Annotated in this window: 18 protein-coding genes; 9 read left to right on the top strand and 9 right to left on the bottom strand. The window is 72.6% G+C overall.

Annotated features, from left to right (window positions below; genetic code table 11):
* Positions 1-74: 74 nt before the first annotated feature.
* Positions 75-1,379: a serine/threonine-protein kinase gene (locus ABT369_RS42170; RefSeq protein ID WP_350621316.1), complete on the bottom strand. Its 1,305-nt coding sequence runs from the start codon at positions 1,377-1,379 to the stop codon at positions 75-77.
* A gap of 172 nt (positions 1,380-1,551) precedes the next feature.
* Between ABT369_RS42170 and ABT369_RS42165 the strand changes: the two genes are divergently transcribed.
* The 5 genes from ABT369_RS42165 (at position 1,552) to ABT369_RS42145 (ending at position 6,551) form a co-directional block, all read left to right on the top strand.
* Complete coding sequence (locus ABT369_RS42165) at positions 1,552-2,487, top strand: ParA family protein (protein ID WP_350621314.1); 936 nt, start codon at positions 1,552-1,554, stop codon at positions 2,485-2,487.
* Positions 2,488-2,593: 106 nt separating this feature from the next.
* The gene (locus tag ABT369_RS42160; protein WP_502891891.1) at positions 2,594-3,598 is read left to right on the top strand and encodes a segregation and condensation protein A; all 1,005 of its coding nucleotides are present in this window, start codon (positions 2,594-2,596) and stop codon (positions 3,596-3,598) included.
* A 257-nt stretch (positions 3,599-3,855) separates the two neighbouring features.
* Positions 3,856-4,665, top strand: a complete 810-nt coding sequence (scpB, locus tag ABT369_RS42155; RefSeq protein WP_350621401.1) for an SMC-Scp complex subunit ScpB — start codon at positions 3,856-3,858, stop codon at positions 4,663-4,665.
* On the top strand, positions 4,652-5,485 hold the full coding sequence (locus ABT369_RS42150; protein WP_350621312.1) for a pseudouridine synthase: 834 nt from the start codon (positions 4,652-4,654) through the stop codon (positions 5,483-5,485). The genes scpB and ABT369_RS42150 overlap by 14 nt, the downstream gene beginning before the upstream one ends.
* 70 nt (positions 5,486-5,555) lie before the next feature.
* Positions 5,556-6,551 carry a helix-turn-helix transcriptional regulator gene (locus tag ABT369_RS42145; RefSeq protein WP_350621310.1) on the top strand — a complete coding sequence of 332 codons (996 nt, stop codon included), beginning with the start codon at positions 5,556-5,558 and terminating at the stop codon, positions 6,549-6,551.
* A 254-nt stretch (positions 6,552-6,805) separates the two neighbouring features.
* Here ABT369_RS42145 and ABT369_RS42140 read toward each other — a convergent pair whose 3' ends face one another.
* Positions 6,806-7,369, bottom strand: a complete 564-nt coding sequence (locus tag ABT369_RS42140; protein WP_350621308.1) for an NADPH-dependent FMN reductase — start codon at positions 7,367-7,369, stop codon at positions 6,806-6,808.
* A gap of 110 nt (positions 7,370-7,479) precedes the next feature.
* Between ABT369_RS42140 and ABT369_RS42135 the strand changes: the two genes are divergently transcribed.
* From ABT369_RS42135 to der, 4 genes are all read left to right on the top strand, one after another.
* On the top strand, positions 7,480-8,151 hold the full coding sequence (locus ABT369_RS42135) for a MarR family winged helix-turn-helix transcriptional regulator (RefSeq protein ID WP_350621399.1): 672 nt from the start codon (positions 7,480-7,482) through the stop codon (positions 8,149-8,151).
* A 333-nt stretch (positions 8,152-8,484) separates the two neighbouring features.
* Entirely contained in the window at positions 8,485-9,156 is a 672-nt protein-coding gene (cmk, locus tag ABT369_RS42130; protein ID WP_350621306.1) for a (d)CMP kinase, read from the top strand.
* A 101-nt stretch (positions 9,157-9,257) separates the two neighbouring features.
* Positions 9,258-9,515 (top strand): hypothetical protein, encoded by a 258-nt coding sequence (locus tag ABT369_RS42125; protein ID WP_350621304.1) that lies wholly within the window; start codon positions 9,258-9,260, stop codon positions 9,513-9,515.
* Positions 9,516-9,565: 50 nt separating this feature from the next.
* Entirely contained in the window at positions 9,566-10,891 is a 1,326-nt protein-coding gene (der, locus tag ABT369_RS42120; RefSeq protein ID WP_350621397.1) for a ribosome biogenesis GTPase Der, read from the top strand.
* A gap of 28 nt (positions 10,892-10,919) precedes the next feature.
* Here der and ABT369_RS42115 read toward each other — a convergent pair whose 3' ends face one another.
* The 7 genes from ABT369_RS42115 to ABT369_RS42085 all read right to left on the bottom strand — a co-directional run bounded on the left by ABT369_RS42115 (position 10,920) and on the right by ABT369_RS42085 (position 16,490).
* Positions 10,920-11,189 carry a hypothetical protein gene (locus ABT369_RS42115; RefSeq protein ID WP_350621302.1) on the bottom strand — a complete coding sequence of 90 codons (270 nt, stop codon included), beginning with the start codon at positions 11,187-11,189 and terminating at the stop codon, positions 10,920-10,922.
* Between the two features lie 123 nt (positions 11,190-11,312).
* Positions 11,313-12,716 (bottom strand): ferredoxin reductase family protein, encoded by a 1,404-nt coding sequence (locus tag ABT369_RS42110; RefSeq protein ID WP_350621300.1) that lies wholly within the window; start codon positions 12,714-12,716, stop codon positions 11,313-11,315.
* Positions 12,716-13,411 (bottom strand): RibD family protein, encoded by a 696-nt coding sequence (locus ABT369_RS42105; RefSeq protein ID WP_350621298.1) that lies wholly within the window; start codon positions 13,409-13,411, stop codon positions 12,716-12,718. The genes ABT369_RS42110 and ABT369_RS42105 overlap by 1 nt, the downstream gene beginning before the upstream one ends.
* 31 nt (positions 13,412-13,442) lie before the next feature.
* The gene (locus ABT369_RS42100; protein ID WP_350621296.1) at positions 13,443-14,075 is read right to left on the bottom strand and encodes a GTP cyclohydrolase II; all 633 of its coding nucleotides are present in this window, start codon (positions 14,073-14,075) and stop codon (positions 13,443-13,445) included.
* A 9-nt stretch (positions 14,076-14,084) separates the two neighbouring features.
* On the bottom strand, positions 14,085-15,035 hold the full coding sequence (locus tag ABT369_RS42095; RefSeq protein WP_350621294.1) for a lysylphosphatidylglycerol synthase transmembrane domain-containing protein: 951 nt from the start codon (positions 15,033-15,035) through the stop codon (positions 14,085-14,087).
* Between the two features lie 55 nt (positions 15,036-15,090).
* Positions 15,091-16,092 (bottom strand): glycosyltransferase family 4 protein, encoded by a 1,002-nt coding sequence (locus ABT369_RS42090; RefSeq protein ID WP_502891890.1) that lies wholly within the window; start codon positions 16,090-16,092, stop codon positions 15,091-15,093.
* Complete coding sequence (locus ABT369_RS42085) at positions 16,092-16,490, bottom strand: 6-pyruvoyl trahydropterin synthase family protein (RefSeq protein WP_350621290.1); 399 nt, start codon at positions 16,488-16,490, stop codon at positions 16,092-16,094. The genes ABT369_RS42090 and ABT369_RS42085 overlap by 1 nt, the downstream gene beginning before the upstream one ends.
* Between the last annotated feature and the right edge of the window lie 2 nt (positions 16,491-16,492).

Here is a 16,492-nt window from a genome sequence, read left to right as displayed (position 1 = left end):
CGGGGGTAGACGCAAGCGCCCCGGGAAGGGTTGCACACGGTCCGAGGAATTTTCGACGGCTGTTTGTCCGTATTTCAGCCGTTACCGTTGGCGATCGTCGCCTCGACCGACACCGGTGGCGGGGTCGGGGCCTCCGTGGTGGGCGGGGGTGGCGTGGTGGTCTTCGTCACCGGCGGGGCCGATGAGGCCGGATTGTTGCCCGGCGCCGGGGAGCTGGGCGGGGCCGTGTCCGTCGCGCTGGGGCCGCCGGCGGATGCGCCCGGGGTCGGGTTGTGCGACGCGTTCGGGGCGCCGGGGACCTTGCCCGGCTCCGAGACCGCCGGCGTGGCCGACGTGGTGGGGCGGGCGTCCGGGAAGCTCGGGTCGGACGCCTTGCGGCTGAGCGCCACGACCGCCAGGATCACGCCCGCGACCAGGGCGATCACGGCCGCGGTGGCGGCGATCGGCATCCAGACCGGCCGGCCGGGGGCGTCCTCGTCGCCGGGGACGGCGCCCGGCGCGGTGATCACCGTGGTGGGCGCGGAGGCGCGGACCGCCGGGGCGAGCGCCGGGTCCTCCGCGGTGCCGTCGCGCGCGGCGCGGGCCGCGGCCGCCATCGCCGCGGCCGTCGGGAACCGGTCCTCGGGGTCCTTCGCCATCGCGCGCTCGATCAGCGCCCGGGTCGCGGCCGGCAGGTCGGCGGGCAGCGGCGGCGGCTCGTCCTGCAGGTGCTTGATGGCGATCTCGAGCGGGGAGTTGCCGGTGAACGGCGGGGCGCCGGTGACGCAGTGGTACGCCACCACGCCCAGCGCGTAGATGTCCGCCGACGGCGAGATCGGATGGCCCGACGCCTGCTCCGGCGACATGTACAGCGCGGTGCCGATCACCGCGTTGAGCTTCGTCACCGCGGTCACCTGGGCCGAGCGGGCCACGCCGAAGTCGACCAGCGTCACCGCGCCGTACTCGCCGACCAGGAGATTGCCGGGCTTGACGTCGCGGTGGATGATCCCCATCTCGTGCGCGGCGTGCAGCGCGTCGGCCGCCTGCGCCACGACGTCGAGGGTCTCGCCGACCGACAGGGTGCCCGCGGCCGTGATGCGCTCGCCCAGGGGCCGGCCGTCGACGAACGCCATGACCAGGAACAGCGTGCCCTCGGGGGTCTCGCCGTAGTCGTAGACACCGACGACGCCCGGGTGGCCGATCGAGGCCATGATCCGCGCCTCGGAGCGGAAACGGCTGCCGAACTCGGCGTTCCTGCCGTGGCCCGGGAGCAGCACTTTCACGGCCACGGTGCGGCCGAGCGTCTTGTCGGTGGCACGGAAGACCTGCCCCATGCCGCCGCTGGCGACGAACTCCTCGAGGCGGTACCGGTCGCCGAGCACGTCCCCTGGTCCCAACACGGCAATGACCGTACCCAACGATGAGCTTCGCGACACGCCGGGCGCGCGGCGCGGTATGTACGCTGCGGGGACGGTAGAGTCGGGCAACGGCTGACTCGCTCCCCCCTAAGGCTGAACGCCGATTTCGGTCCCTGGGGCGGAGACAACGCCGCCGGGAGGGGCGCAGACAGCGATGACAGGCATGGGCGACCAGGCGGAGTCGTGGACCACCACGATGCGCGCCGAGCAGGCCTCGCTTGACCTCGGTGCGGAGCTCGGGCCGGCGGACCCGACCGCGTACACGATGCGCAAGCCGATCCCCGAGCCGATGCCGATGGACCGGCACGGCCCGGCGCGGATCATCGCCATGGCCAACCAGAAGGGCGGCGTGGGCAAGACCACGTCGACCATCAACCTGGGCGCGGCGCTCGCGGAATACGGCCGGCGGGTGCTGCTCGTCGACTTCGACCCCCAGGGCGCCCTCTCGGTCGGCCTCGGTGTCAACCCGCACAACCTCGACCTCACGATCTACAACATCCTGATGGACTCCGACGTGACGGTCGAGGACATCCGGATCAAGACGGACATCGCCGGGCTGCACCTGCTGCCCGCGAACATCGACCTCTCGGCGGCCGAGATCCAGCTCGTCACCGAGGTCGCGCGCGAGATGGCGCTGGCCCGCGTGCTGCGGCCGGTCCTCAAGGAATACGACTTCATCCTGATCGACTGCCAGCCGTCGCTCGGCCTGCTGGCGATCAACGCGCTCACCGTCGCGCACGGTGTGATGATCCCGCTGGAGTGCGAGTTCTTCTCGCTGCGCGGGGTGGCGCTGCTGCTGGACACGATCGACAAGGTGCGCGAGCGGCTCAACTTCGACCTGGAGCTCGAGGGCATCCTCGCGACCATGTACGACAGCCGGACCACCCACTGCCGCCAGGTGCTGCAGCGCGTCGTGGAGGCGTTCGGCGACAAGGTGTACCAGACCGTCATCACGAAGACCGTGAAGTTCCCGGAGTCGACGGTCGCGGGCGCGCCCATCACCACGCTCGACCCGGCCTCGTCGGGGGCGCGCAACTATCGGCAGCTGGCGCGGGAGGTCATCGCGCAGCAGGCCGAGCGGCGTCTCTAATAGGGGCTTTTCGCTGTTCGTGCGCTAGGTTCTTCGCGTGACTGAGCCGGTTGTGGAGTCATCGGCGCCCGCGGCGGTGGACGCCGAGGCGCCGGTGCTCGCCGACGTGCCGGCTCCCGACGCGCCCGCTCCCGACCCGCCGGCGCCGGACGTGCCGGACGTGCCGGACGTCCCGCCGGCGACGCCGGCCCCCTCCGGCTTCCAGGTGAAGCTGTCCAACTTCGAGGGGCCGTTCGACCTGCTGCTGCAGCTCATCGGCAAGCACAAGCTCGACGTCACCGAGGTCGCGCTGCACACGGTCACCGACGACTTCATCTCCTACATCCGCGCGATGGGCGACGACTGGGACCTCGACGAGACCTCCGAGTTCCTCGTGATCGCGGCCACGCTGCTCGACCTGAAGGCGGCCCGGCTGCTGCCCTCGGCCACGGTCGAGAACGAGGAGGACCTCGCGCTGCTCGAGGCGCGGGACCTGCTGTTCGCGCGGCTGCTGCAGTACAAGGCGTTCAAGGAGGCGGCCGCGCACATCCAGGGGCTCGAGGCCGTCGGGTCGCGGCGGTACCCGCGCGCGGTCTCCCTCGAGCCGCAGTACGCGGAGGCCCTGCCCGACCTGGTCCTCGGCATCGGTCCGAAGCGGCTGCTCAAGATCGCCGTCCGGGCGTTCACGCCCAAGGTGCCGCCGGTGGTCTCGGTCGCGCACATCCACCAGGTGCGCGTCAGCGTCCGGGAGCACGCCAACCTGCTGCGCGACCGGCTGTTCGAGCGCCGGGTGGCGACCTTCGCCGAGCTCTGCGCCGACTGCGAGACGACCCTCGAGGTGGTGGCCCGGTTCCTGGCGCTGCTGGAGCTGTACCGCGAGAACCTCGTCGGCTTCGAACAGGTCCAGGCCCTCGGCGAGCTGATCGTGCGCTGGACCGCCTCCGAGGACGCGAACGTGGAGATCCAGGTCGAGGAGTACGAGGGGTCGCCGGCGCCCGCCGCCAAGGAGCCGGAACCGGGCGACGCCGCAGGATCCGTGGACGATGGCGCCGGTTCGGTGGCAGCTTCGGAGTCGCCGGGGGCGGAGCTCGCCTCGGCCGCGGCGGACGTGGACAACGAGGTGGACGAGTGAACGAGGACGACAAGCCCGCCGGGTCGCTGGCCGATCAGGCCGCGAGCTGGGTGCCGCCGTGGGCGCGTCCGAAGCCGGAGCCGCCGGCCGCTCAGTCGTTTCCCGAGCTCCAGTGGCAGTCCGACGAGCCCGCGGGGGAGCCCTCGCCCTCGCCCTCGCCTGAGGCTGCGGTTGAGATTGAGCCTGAAGCTGAGGGCGAGGTTGAGGCTGGAGCTGAGATTGAGCCGGAGCTTGAGCCCGAGGCGGAAGTTCAGCCGATTGTCGCTGAGCCTGAGCCTGAGCCTGAGCCTGAGCCCGAGGTCCAGCCGGAGCCGGAGCCCGTAGCGGAAGTTGAGCCGGTTGCCGCTGCACCCGAGGTTGAGCCAGAGCCGGAGCCGCAGCCTGAGCCCGAGGTGGAAGTCGAGCCGGTTGTCGCTGAGCCCGAGGGCGAGCCGGTTGCCGACACGCTGCCCGGGCTCGAGGCGCCTGCCCCTTCGGCGGCCGCGGAGCCAGCTGCCGCGGAACCCGTCAAGCCCGAGATGGGCGACGCCGAGCTGCGGGGCGCCGTCGAGGCCATTCTGCTCGTCGTCGACGAGCCGACCAGTGAGGTCACGATCGCCCAGGTGCTCGACCAGCCGGTCGAACGGGTGGTGGCGGCGCTTGAGGCGGCCTCAGCGGAGTACACCCGGCTGGGTTTCGGTTTTGATCTTCGGCGCGTGGCCGGGGGCTGGCGGCTCTACACCCGGCCCGAGTATGCGGCCTATGTCGAGAAGTTCGTGCTCGACGGGCAGCAGATCCGGCTGACGCAGGCCGCGCTGGAGACACTCGCCGTGATCGCGTACAAGCAGCCGGTGACCAGGTCGCGCATTTCCGCCATCCGGGGTGTGAACTGTGACGGCGTGGTCCGTACGCTGGTAACGCGGGGCCTGATCGAGGAGATCGGCAGCGAGCCCGAGAGCGGCGCGTTCCTCTACAAGACGACCACGCTGTTCCTGGAGAAACTCGGCCTGGACAGCGTCGAGCAGCTGCCCCCGCTCGCCCCGTTCCTGCCCGACGACATAGATGAGATCGCCGATGCCCAGCGTTGACCCGTCAGTTGACTCCGACTCCGTGCCCGCGCCCGGGTTCGCCGGACCCGATTTCGAGGGCTCGGCCTTCGACGCCCCGCCCGACGCCGAGGTGCCGCGGCGCGAGGAGCGGCTGCAGAAGATCCTCGCCGCCGGCGGCCTCGGGTCGCGCCGCGCCTGCGAGCGCATGATCGACGAGGGCCGGGTCACGGTCAACGGCCGTGAGGCGAGCCTCGGCGACAAGGCCGACCCCAGCCGCGACGCCATCCACGTCAACGGGCAGCGCCTGGTGACCGACACCCGGCTGGTGTACATCGCGCTGAACAAGCCGCGCGGCGTCGTCTCCACGATGGACGACGAGAAGGGCCGCAACGCGATCTCGGACCTCGTGCCCAACATCGAGTCGCGGGTGTTCCACGTGGGCCGGCTCGACCAGGACAGCGAAGGCCTGATCCTGCTCACCAACGACGGCGGGCTCGCGCACAAGCTCATGCACCCGTCCTACGAGGTGGCCAAGACCTACCAGGTGGAGATCCCCGGCCCCGTCCCGCGCGCGATGGGCCGCGAGCTCAAGTCCGGCGTCGCCCTCGAGGACGGCCCGGTGAAGGTCGACTCGTTCCGGGTCGTGGACGCCTACGGCAAGGTGGCCCTCGTCGAGGTGGTCCTGCACGAGGGCCGCAACCACATCGTCCGGCGCATGTTCGACGCCGTCGGCTTCCCGGTGCAGCGGCTCATCCGCACCCAGATCGGCCCGATCCGCCTCGGCGACCTGCGGCCGGCGCGCACGCGGCACCTGTCGCAGGCCGAGATCGGGGCGCTCTTCAAGGCCGTCGGGGAGTAGCGCCTCCGCCTGTCCGCATCGGACCAGGATGCGGACAGGCCCTGTCCTGTACGCGGGCGATACTGAGCCCATGCTCGAAACCTCGGCGCGACTGCTGGCCCTGCTGTCCCTGCTGCAGGCCCGCCGCGACTGGCCCGGCCAGACGCTCGCCGACCGGCTCGAGGTCAGCCCGCGCACGGTCCGCCGGGACGTGGACCGGCTGCGCGAGCTGGGTTACCCGGTGCAGGCGACGCGCGGGCCGGACGGCGGCTACCGGCTCGACGCCGGCTCCGAGCTGCCGCCGCTGCTGTTCGACGACGACCAGGCCGTGGCCGTGGCGGTCGCGCTGCAGACGGCCACGATGTCGGTCCAGGGCGTCGAGGAGGCGGCGCTGCGGGCCCTGGCCACGGTGCGCCAGGTGATGCCCGCGCGCCTGCGCCACCGCATCGACGCCCTGCAGGTGACGCGCGTGGCGAAGAGCTCCTGGCGCGAGGGCGACATCGACGCCGAGCGCCTGCTCGCGATCGGCGCGGCGGTCCGCGCCCGCGAGGTGCTGCGCTTCGACTACGAGGGCCGCCGCGAGATGCGCGAGGGTCCCGCCGGCCAGCGCCCGCCGCGCCGCGCCGAGCCGCACCACCTGGTGACCTGGGGCGGGCGGTGGTACCTGATCGGCTGGGATCTCGACCGGGCGGACTGGCGCATGTACCGCGTCGACCGCATGACCCCGCGCACCCCCAACGGCCCCCGCTTCCAGCCGCGCCCGCTGCCGGCCGCGGACGTGGCCGACTTCGTGGCGGAGCGCTTCGAGCGCCAGGACCTGTCCCCGTGCAAGGGAACGGCGATCCTGCACGTCCCGGCCGCGGCGGCGAACGATTGGATTCGCGGGCAGGCCCTGGTCGAGGACGCGGGCCCGGACCGGTGCCGGGTGACGGCGGGCTCGTGGTCGTGGGTGGGGCTGGCCGCGTGGTTCGGCATGTTCGGCGCGGACTTCGAGCTGGTGGGCCCGCCGGAGCTGGTCGAGGCCGGGGCGGCCCTGGCCGAGCGGTTCGCCCGCGGCTCGGGCCGCACCAGCACGGTGCCGCACTAACTTCGAGGCCGCACCAGCTTCGAGGCCGCACCAGCTTCGAGGCCGCACCAGCTTCGAGGCCGCACCAGCTCAGGCCACGCCGACCTCTTGCCGCACCAGCTCTATGGCGCGAGCTCTTGTCGCGTCGAACTCTTGCCCGCTCCGGCTCAGTGACGCGGGCTCTTGTTGCCTCGACTTTTCCCGCACCGAACGGTCGAACCGGATATGTCGGGCGCTGGCGCGCCGCGACATATCCGACATTTCGTATATGCGAGTTAGGCGGCCTTGCGGACCGTCTTCAGGGCGTTGCCCCACGCGATCGTCTGGTCGAGGACCGTGGTGAGCGTGGACTCGTGCTGCGGGCCCGGCTTGAAGACCGAGAAGTTCTCGAAGTCGGTGAAGAGCGAGAGCGCGACCTGGGCGCGCACGTCGGCGATCTGCAGCTCGCCCGCGATCAGCCGCAGGTGCTCGACCGCGCGGGTGCCGCCCGCGGAGCCGTAGCTCACGAAGCCGGCCGCCTTGTTGTTCCACTCGCCGTAGAGGTAGTCGATCGCGTTCTTCAGCGCGCCGCTGGTCGAGTGGTTGTACTCGGGCGTGACGAAGATGTAGGCGTCGAACTCGGCGATCTTGGCCGACCACTGCTTGGTGTGCTCGTTGGCGTACTGCCCGAAGGACGGCGGCGCGGCCTCGTCCAGGTGCGGCAGGTTGTAGTCGAGCAGGTCGACCAGCTCGAACTCCGCGTCCGCGCGGCGGCTCGCGATGTCGTAGACCCACTTGGCCACGGCCTCGCCGTTACGGCCCGGACGCGTGCTGCCGAGGATGATTCCGACCTTGGTCACAGCGTGGTTCCTCTTTCTGCGTGGCGCCACCGGGGAAGGGTGACGTGTCACCGAGACGATAGCTCACAACTACGGTGACGTGTCACCCACACCCGTAGACTGCCGGTGTGATGGATCCGGGGTGGCTGAACGAGCGGGAGCAGCGGGCGTGGCGCGCGTACCTCGCCCTCAACGCCGAGGTCCAGCGCCGCACGGCCCGGCAGTTGCTGCGGGAGACGGGGCTCACGATCGCGGAGTACGCGGTGCTGGCGCGCCTGTCGGAGGCGCCGGGCGGGCGGCTGCGCGTGTTCCAGCTGCGAGTCGCGGCCGACTGGGAGAAGACGCGGCTCACGCACCAGATCACCCGGATGACGGCCCGGGGGCTGGTGGCCCGGGAGCCGTGCGCCGACGACCCGCGCGGGGCGTTCGTGGTGCTGACCGAGGCCGGCTGGGAGGCGGTGGCCGCGGCGGCGCCCCGGCACGTGGCGCACGTGCGGCACTGGTTCTTCGACGCGCTGGACCCCGAGCAGGTGGACGCGCTGCTGGGCATCGCCGACTCGGTGCTGTCGCGCCTGCCCGAGGCCGACCGCACGATGGGCGAGCCGTGCACGCAGCGCCCCGTTTGCCCAGGCGATTCCGACATTTCCGAAATGTCGGAATGTTCGCCGCGCGGGGTCGGTGCCGGGTCCTGCGACGCGGTCGGCGAGGAGGTTCCGCCCTGTGATGCGGCCGGCGAGGAGGTTCCGCCGTGTGACGAGGCTCCCGCGGACTGCGACGAGGCGGGCGAGCCGGCCACTCGTTGAGGAGGCGGGCGGGCCGGCTACGCGTTGGCGAGGCGCGCCAGTCGGCTACTTGCTGAGGAGGCGGGCAGGCCAGTCGGCTACTCATTGGCGAGGCGGGCGAGCCGGCTACTTGCTGAGGAGGCGGGCGGGCCGGAGGCGGGCGGGCCGGAGGCGGGCGAGGCTACTCGCTGAGAAAGGCGGGCGAGCCGGCCACTCGTTGAGCGAGCGAACGAGCGCGTCGGTGCGCTGTGCCATCCCGGGGAAACCGGATGTGACGGCGGCCTCCCGTGGGCGGGCGTCATCGGCGGGTCAAGTACTGTTTTGAAGGGCTTCATCGAGTCAGAGGAGACGGGCGTGCACGACGAGGGCCGGCAACTGGTGATTGCCGTCGACGGGCCGTCCGGCTCCGGCAAGTCCACCATCTCCCGCCGAGTCGCCCAGGCGCTCAACGCGCGCTACCTGGACACCGGCGCCATGTATCGCGCGGTCACCTACGCGGTGCTGCGCGACAACGTCGACCTGGGCGACGCCGACAAGATCGCCGCGGTCGCCGACGGCGTCGAGCTGGTCGTCGGCACCGATCCGGTGAGCCCGCACGTGAGCGTCGACGGCGTCGGTGTCGACCGGGAGATTCGCGGGGCGGAGGTCACCCGGGCGGTGTCGGCCGTCTCGGCGGTCCCGGCCGTGCGTGCCCGGCTCGTCGCCCAGCAGCGCGCGATCATCACCGAGTCCGGGCGGATCGTCGTCGAGGGACGTGACATCGGCACCGTCGTGGCGCCCGATGCCGACCTCAAGGTCTACCTCACCGCCGACGCCGAGGAGCGCGCCCGCCGCCGCAGCAGCGAGAACGCGACCGACCGGGCCGCCACCGCGGCCGACCTCGCGCGGCGCGACCGGCTCGACTCGACCCGCGCCGCCGACCCGCTGCGCCAGGCCGACGACGCCGTGGTGCTCGACACCACCGCGCTCGGCATCGACGAGGTGGTCGAGCGGCTGCGGCGCATGCTCGACAAGGTGACGGCGTGAACGCAGCCCCAGCGGACGTCTCCCGGGCCGGGATACGCCGGGTTCCCGGCTGCGCGACCGGCGGACCACGACCCGCACACGAACGCTCGGACCGATCCGGGTTGCGCAACGAGGACCGGGCCGGGATCCGCAAAAGCGACCGAGCCAGGTTGCGCAACGAGGACAAAAACGACCGAGCCGGATCGCGCAACGAGGACCGGGCCGGGATCCGCACGAGCGACCGAGCTGGGTCGCGCAACGAGGACAAAAACGACCGAGCCGGGTTGCGCAACGAGGACCGGGCCGGAATCCGCAAAAACGACCGAGCCGGGATGTGCAACAAGGACCGAGCCGGGATGCGCTGGAAGGTGACGGCGTGAACGCAATGCCCGCGGACGTCTCCCGCGACGTTCTCGACGAGAGCGACGACATGGACATCGAGCTCAGCCTGCCCATCGTCGCCGTCGTCGGCCGCCCCAACGTCGGCAAGTCCACGCTGGTCAACCGGGTCCTCGGGCGCCGCCAGGCGGTCGTGGAGGACGTCGCCGGGGTGACCCGCGACCGGGTCGCCTACGACGCCGAGTGGTCCGGCCGGAACTTCACGATCGTCGACACGGGCGGCTGGCTGCCCGACGCCCGCGAGCGGGCCAGGGCCATCGCGACCCAGGCCGAGATCGCCGCGCAGACCGCCGACGTGGTCCTCTTCGTCGTCGACGCCACGATCCCGCCGACCGCCGACGACGAGGCCGCGGTGCGCATGCTGCGCCGCAGCGCGAGCAAGGTGATCCTCGTCGCGAACAAGGTCGACAACGACCGGATCGAGGGCGAGACCGCCAGCCTGTGGGGCCTCGGGCTGGGCGAGCCGTTCCCGGTCTCGGCCCTGCACGGCCGCGGCTCCGGCGACCTGCTCGACAAGATCCTCGAGCACCTGCCCGCAGCTCGCAAGGTCGAGCCGCGCGAGGCCGGCCCGCGCCGCATCGCGCTCGTCGGGCGCCCCAACGTGGGCAAGTCGAGCCTGCTCAACAAGCTGGCCAAGGAGGAGCGCGCGGTCGTCGACTCGGTCGCGGGCACCACCGTCGACCCGGTGGACAGCCTCGTGGACTTCGGCGGCGAGACCTGGCACCTCGTCGACACCGCCGGCCTGCGCAAGCGTGTCTCGCACGCGAGCGGGACCGAGTACTACGCGTCCCTGCGCACCAACGCGGCCATCGAGGCCGCCGAGGTCGCGATCGTGCTGCTGGACGCGAGCGAGGTCATCTCGGAGCAGGACCAGCGGATCATCACGATGGTGATCGAGGCCGGCCGGGCGCTCGTGATCGCGTTCAACAAGTGGGACCTGGTCGACGAGGACCGGCGCTACCAGCTCGGCAAGGAGATCGACCGCGAGCTGCGCCGCGTCCCGTGGGCCGTGCGCGTGAACGTCTCGGCGCTGACCGGCCGTGCGGTGGACAAGCTGGCGCCGGCCCTGCGCACCGCGCTGGCCAACTGGGAGCGCCGGGTGCCGACGGGGCAGCTCAACCAGTGGCTCACCGCGCTCGTCCAGGCGACCCCGCACCCGGTGCGCGGCGGCCGCGCCCCGCGCGTGCTGTTCGCGACCCAGGCCGGTGTGTCGCCGCCCAAGTTCGTGCTGTTCACGACGGGCGTCCTGGACCCGGGCTACGTCCGCTTCGTCGAGCGCAAGCTGCGCGAGGAGTTCGACTTCACCGGCACGCCGATCCACATCACGGTGAAACCGCGAAAGAAGAACAAGAAGTAAAGCGGCGGAGGAAGAACAAGCAGTAGCGTCAGGCGCGCTCGGTGCGGAGGCGATCGGCCAGCACCGTGAGCCGGTCGGCGTGGTGCTCGATGGCCCGGATCATCCGCCGGTCGTCGTCGCCGCTCACGCGGTCGCCGAGGATCTCCGCGTAGCCGCGGATCGGCGCCAGCCCGGAGCGCAGGACGAACGAGAGGTCCTCCGGCTCGGCGATCTCGGGCGCGGGGCGGTTGCGCCGGGGGAGCAGCGCCTCGGCGCCGGCGGCGAGCACGACGAGTACCACGAACACGGTGAGTCCCAAGGTGCGCTCCCTGTCGAAGTCCGGCCGGTTCCAGGGCTGACTTCGGCGTGCCCGGGGCATCCGTGAGCACCGGGCACCGGACCGCACCCGGTTGACCCCAGAATCAGTCGGCTGACCCCAGAATCAGTCGGCCAGGGCGAAGACCTCCGCGTGCATCTGGGTCTTGGGCACGCCCAGCTTGCGCAGCGACGCGAGGACCGTGTCCGTCATGGCGGTCGGCCCGCAGACGTACACGTCGCGCTGGCGGATGTCGGGCACCAGCGTGGTCAGGTGCTCCGGGCTCAGCGGCGGCGGGTTCGTGTCCTTGGTGCGGCCCACGACGAGCATCAGCGTCGCGCGCTTGGTGTGCGCGAGGTCGCGCAGCTCGCCCAGCAGCGTGGCGTCGGCCTCGGAGCGGACGCGGTACATGAGCACGATCGGGCCCTCGAGCACCTCCATCAGCGACCGGATCGGGGTGATGCCGACCCCGCCCGCGATCAGCAGCGTCGAGGACTTCGTGCGGTGCTTGGCGGTGAACGCGCCGTAGGGGCCCTCGACGAAGACGCGGGTGCCGACGCGGAGCTTGCGCAGGCCCGCCGTGCCGTGCCCGACGGCCTTGGCGGTGAGCCGCAGGGTCCGGCCGTCCGGCGCCTGCGACAGGGAGAACGGGTTGACCTGCCACCAGCGGCCCGGGGTGAGGAAGCGCCACAGCATGAACTGCCCGGCCTCCGCCGGCATCCGGTCCAGGCCCCGCCCGGTGACGTACACCGAGGTCACGTCGTCGGACTCGGCCACGACGGCGGACACGCGCAGGCCGTGGCGGAGGTTGCGCCACAGCGGCAGCGCCATCCGGCCGAGCACGAACAGCCCGATCGCGACCGTCCACAGGACCCACCAGTAGACCTTGGCCCACGTGGCCGGCTGGGAGATCGGGTTCTCGATGGTCTGGTGCACGATCGCGAACCCGATGACCGCATAGGTGCCCAGGTGGACGAGGTGCCACAGCTCGTACGGCAACCGCCGCCGCACCGCCCGGGTGGAGGCGAGCACGACGACGAACAGCAGGGTGCCCGAGATGACGCCGGCGAGGGTTCCGAGCGAGCCGAGCCACTTGTCCGCGAGGGTGCCGAACGGCCAGTGGTTGATGCGGGCGTACGCCCACGAAGCGAGCGTCGCGTGCACCACGATCGTCCAGGCGAGCCCGATGCCGACCCAGCGGTGCCAGGCGGTGAGCTGGCCGAGCCCGAGCCGCCGGTCCAGCCACGGCACCCGGGCCACGAGCACGAGCTGCAGCGCGAGCAGCACCGCGGCGTGCAGGCCGAGGAAGCGCCCAGCGGCGAGCATGGCGCTCGGCGCGTCGGTCGCGGTGAAGAACAGCACCTCGACCACGGCCGCGTTGGCGAGCGCGGCGGCGACCAGCGCGGACGTCGCCCGCTGGGGCCCCGTCCCGCCTCGCGGCCGCCGGTGCCGCTGCACCCGTTCCGAGATGGCGGCCCTGGGGTCGTGCATCCGGATCGGCGCTTGCACACTGCTCGTGGGGGTGCTCATCAGGCCTCGAATCGGTCGGAAAGGGCGTAGCGCAGGAGTACCACGTCGTCCATCTGCCGCACGTCCACCACCGTGGCGCGGTGGCCCGGGTGCCACGGGAAGCGGCCGTCGCCGACGAACCGCGGGGCCCGCCCGTCGCCGACGAAGAACGGCGCGATCACGAGCTGCAGCTCGTCGACGAGCCCGGCGGTGAGGAACATCGTGTTGATCGTGCTGCCGCCCTCGACCAGCAGCCGCCCGACCCCGCGGGCGGCGAGGTCCTCGAGCACGAAGGCGGCGTCGACGGGCTCGCCGCCGTCGACGACCTCGGCCCGCCCGCCGAGCCGGGCCCGGTTGTGGCGGGCGGTCGTCGTCGCGCAGTACACGATCTTCTCGGTGTCGCCCTCGGTGAAGAACCGCGAGCCGGGGTCGACGTCGCCGTGGCCGAGGATCGCGACCTTCGCCGGGGGCGGCAGCCCGTCGCCGGCCCGCCGCTCCCGGCGCTCGGCCGCGCGCACGAGCAGCCGCGGGTTGTCGCGGCGGATGGTGTTGGCCCCGACCAGGATCGCGTCGCAGCCGGCCCGCATCGCGTCGACCCGGTCGAGGTCCTCGCTGTTGGAGAGCACCAGCCGCTCGTCGGTCGCGTCGTCGAGATACCCGTCCAGCGACATCGCGCAGCTCAGCAGCACGTAGGGTCGCGCCCGCGAAGTCTGCACGGCCGCATTGTCCCAAGGCGCGAGCGTCGCCTCACCGAGCGGCGGCACGGCTCGCCTTTGCCGCGAGGTATCCCGCGTTGGCCGGGCTGAGAAATACCCCGGTCGGCACGGAGTCGGCCACCGTGATCCCGAGCCCGCCGAGCTGGTCGGCCTTGTCGGGGTTGTTGGTCAGCAGCCGGATGCGGTCCACGCCGAGCGCGTCGAGCATCTGGGCGGCCGCGGAGTAGTCCCGCTCGTCCTCGGCGTGGCCGAGCGCGATGTTGGCCTCGAAGGTGTCCAGGCCCGTGTCCTGCAGCGCGTACGCGTCGAGCTTCGAGTACAGGCCGATGCCCCGCCCCTCCTGCCGCAGGTACAGCAGAAAACCCCCGGACTCGGCGATCCGCTCGATCGCCTCACGCAGCTGCGGCCCGCAGTCGCAGCGCTCACTGCCGAAGATGTCCCCGGTCAGGCACTCGCTGTGCAGGCGGACCAGCGGCGCGGCGCCCCCGTCGCCGCTGCGGCGCACCGCGCCGGCCCAGTCGCCGAGGCCGAAGGCGACGTGCTCGCGGCCGTCGACCAGGCCGTGGAACGTGAACAGGCGGGCGGTGGTGGAGTACCCGTCGAGGAGCCGCAGCGGCACGGTCACCTGCGTGCGCGTGGTTGCCCCAGGCAGTGTTTCGAACATCCCTCTCCTTCAGCTGGCCACGGTGCGTCGGCGGAACAGCAGGACCACGACGCCGGGAAGGCTCGACACCAGCACCAGTACCCCATAGACGGTCGCCGTAGCGACGCCTTGCGCGGCGGTCAGGCCCGCGGCGGCGAACGCCCAGGCGGCGACGCCCTCCCGCGGCCCGAACCCGCCGATGTTCGCGGGCACCCCCATCGCCAGCAGCGCCAGCAGCGTCAGCGGCAGCAGCTGCCCGGCCGGCGCGGTCAGGCCGGCGGTGCGCGCGGCGACGATGAAGGTGACCAGATGACCGGCGACCGCGACGGCGGAGAAGAAGACGACCCCGGGCCAGATCCGCCGGGCGAGCAGCACCTCGCGGACGTCGGCCCGGGCGGTGCGCACGGCCCGGCGCCACCACTGCGGCCCGCGCCGCCCGGCGACGAGCGCGAGCACGGCCACGACCAGCGCGAGCGCGGCCGCGACGGCGGCGATCCGGGGCATCAGCGGGCGCACCGGCGAGGGCAGCGCCCAGAGCAGCCCGACGGCGAGGGTGAGCTGGACGACCTGGCCGGCGGTGCGCTCCCACACGACGGCGCGGATGCCGCGGCCGACGTCGCCGTCCGCGCGCCCGTGGCCGACGGCCCGGTCGACGTCGCCGAGCACCCCGCCCGGCAGCGTGGAGTTGATGAGCACGGCCCGGTACAGCTCCGCGACCGCGGTGTGCAGCGGCAGCCGCAGGCCCAGCCCGCGGGCGACGAGCCGCCAGCGCCAGGCGCACGCGACGATCGTGGCCGCCCCGACGCCGACCGCGGCGACGATCGCCCACGCGTCGATCATGCGCAGCCCGGCGATGAAGGGGCCGCTGCCGACCCGCCAGACGAGCACCGCGAGCACGGCGAGGCCGGCGACGGTCCGCACGAGACCCCAGTTGATCGCCCGGCGACCCGTGGTGGGCACGACGGCGGCGGCGTTGGCCATGGGGGCTCCCTTCCGGACGATCTCTCTTGTCATACGCCGCCCGGACCGATCGGGTTCAGTCCACCGCCGCGTGTCGGAAAACCGCCTCGATCGCGCGGGCGGTGTCGTCCCACCCGGTGAGGGTGGCCCGGCGGGCGAGCGCGGCGGTTCGGAGGCGCTCGCGCAGCGCCGCGTCGTCGAACCAGTTCCGCAGGGCGCCGGCCAGGGCGCCGGGATCGCCGGGCGGCACCAGCCAGCCGGGCGGCGCGGCGGCCCCGATCGCGTCCGGCAGCCCCTGCGCGGTCGTGGCCAGGACGGGGACCCCGCGGGCGAGGGCCTCGGCGGCGACCATGCCGTAGGTCTCGCCCAGCGACGGATGCACCAGCAGGTCCGCGGCCGCGTACAGGCCGCCGGCGGCGCGCGGGCCGGTCAGCTCGATGCGGGAGCCGAGACCGAGCGCGTCGATGCGCCCGCGCAGCGTGGCGACGAAGCCCGGGTGGTGGTCGAGGGAGCCGGCGCAGACGCACGTCCAGGCCCGGTCGGCGACCCGCGCGAGGGCCTCGACCAGCACGTCGTGGCCCTTGTGGGCGCCGACCACGGCGACGCAGAGCAGCGACCCGGCGCCGCCCGAACCCTCCGCGAGTGGCGCGGGATCGACGCCCGGGGTCGCCACATGCACGGTTTCGGGGCTCAGACCGTACAACTCGATCAATCGGCGACGGGTCCAGCCGCTGGTCGCGATGACCCCGCTCGCCGCGCGCAGCGCCCGGGCCTCGGAGGCCCGGAGCGCGTCGAAGGGCATGTGCACCAGCACGACCAGCCGCAGGCGGGCCGTGTGCGCCTCCAGCACCGCGGGCGCGCACGAGGCGATCAGGCCGTCGATCAGTACCGCGGAGCCGTCCGGAATCCCGGCGAGCAGGGTGCCGAGCGCCGCGAGCTCCCCGGCGCTCGGCCCCGGCCACGCACCGAAGGCCGGCCGTTCGAGGACGGTCAGCCGGTCGCAGATTTCGCGGTCGTACCGGTTGCCGCCGCTCGGCGAGCCGGGGTCGTCGATGTCGTTGGGCAGGACGAAGAAGATCACAGATCGCGCTCGTACGTGGCCCAGGCCACGTGGGACTCGCGCAGGGTCACGGACAGCCGCTCCAGCCCGGCCCCGCCCGCCCCCAGCGCCCCCGCGGCGACCCGCTCGGCCAGCCGGTCGGCGACCACCGCGGCGAGCATCTCGGTCGACGTGTTGACGCCGCTGAAGTCGGGCTCGTCGTCGAGGTTGCGGTAGTTGAACGCGGCCAGGACGTCCTTGAGCTGCTGCGACGCCAGGCCGATGTCCACCACCAGGTTGTCGGCGTCGAGCTGCCGGCGGAAGAAGGTCACGTCCACGACGTAGGTCGCGCCGTGCAGGCGCTGGGCGGGCCCGAAGACCTCGCCGCGGAAGCTGTGGGCGATCATCATGTGGTCACGGACGGTGAGGCTGTACACGC

The organism is Dactylosporangium sp. NPDC000244 (assembly GCF_040300725.1).
In the GTDB taxonomy this organism is placed as follows: domain Bacteria; phylum Actinomycetota; class Actinomycetes; order Mycobacteriales; family Micromonosporaceae; genus Dactylosporangium.
Note: the sequence above shows the minus strand (reverse complement) of the source record. Positions and strands in the feature narration are given on the sequence as shown.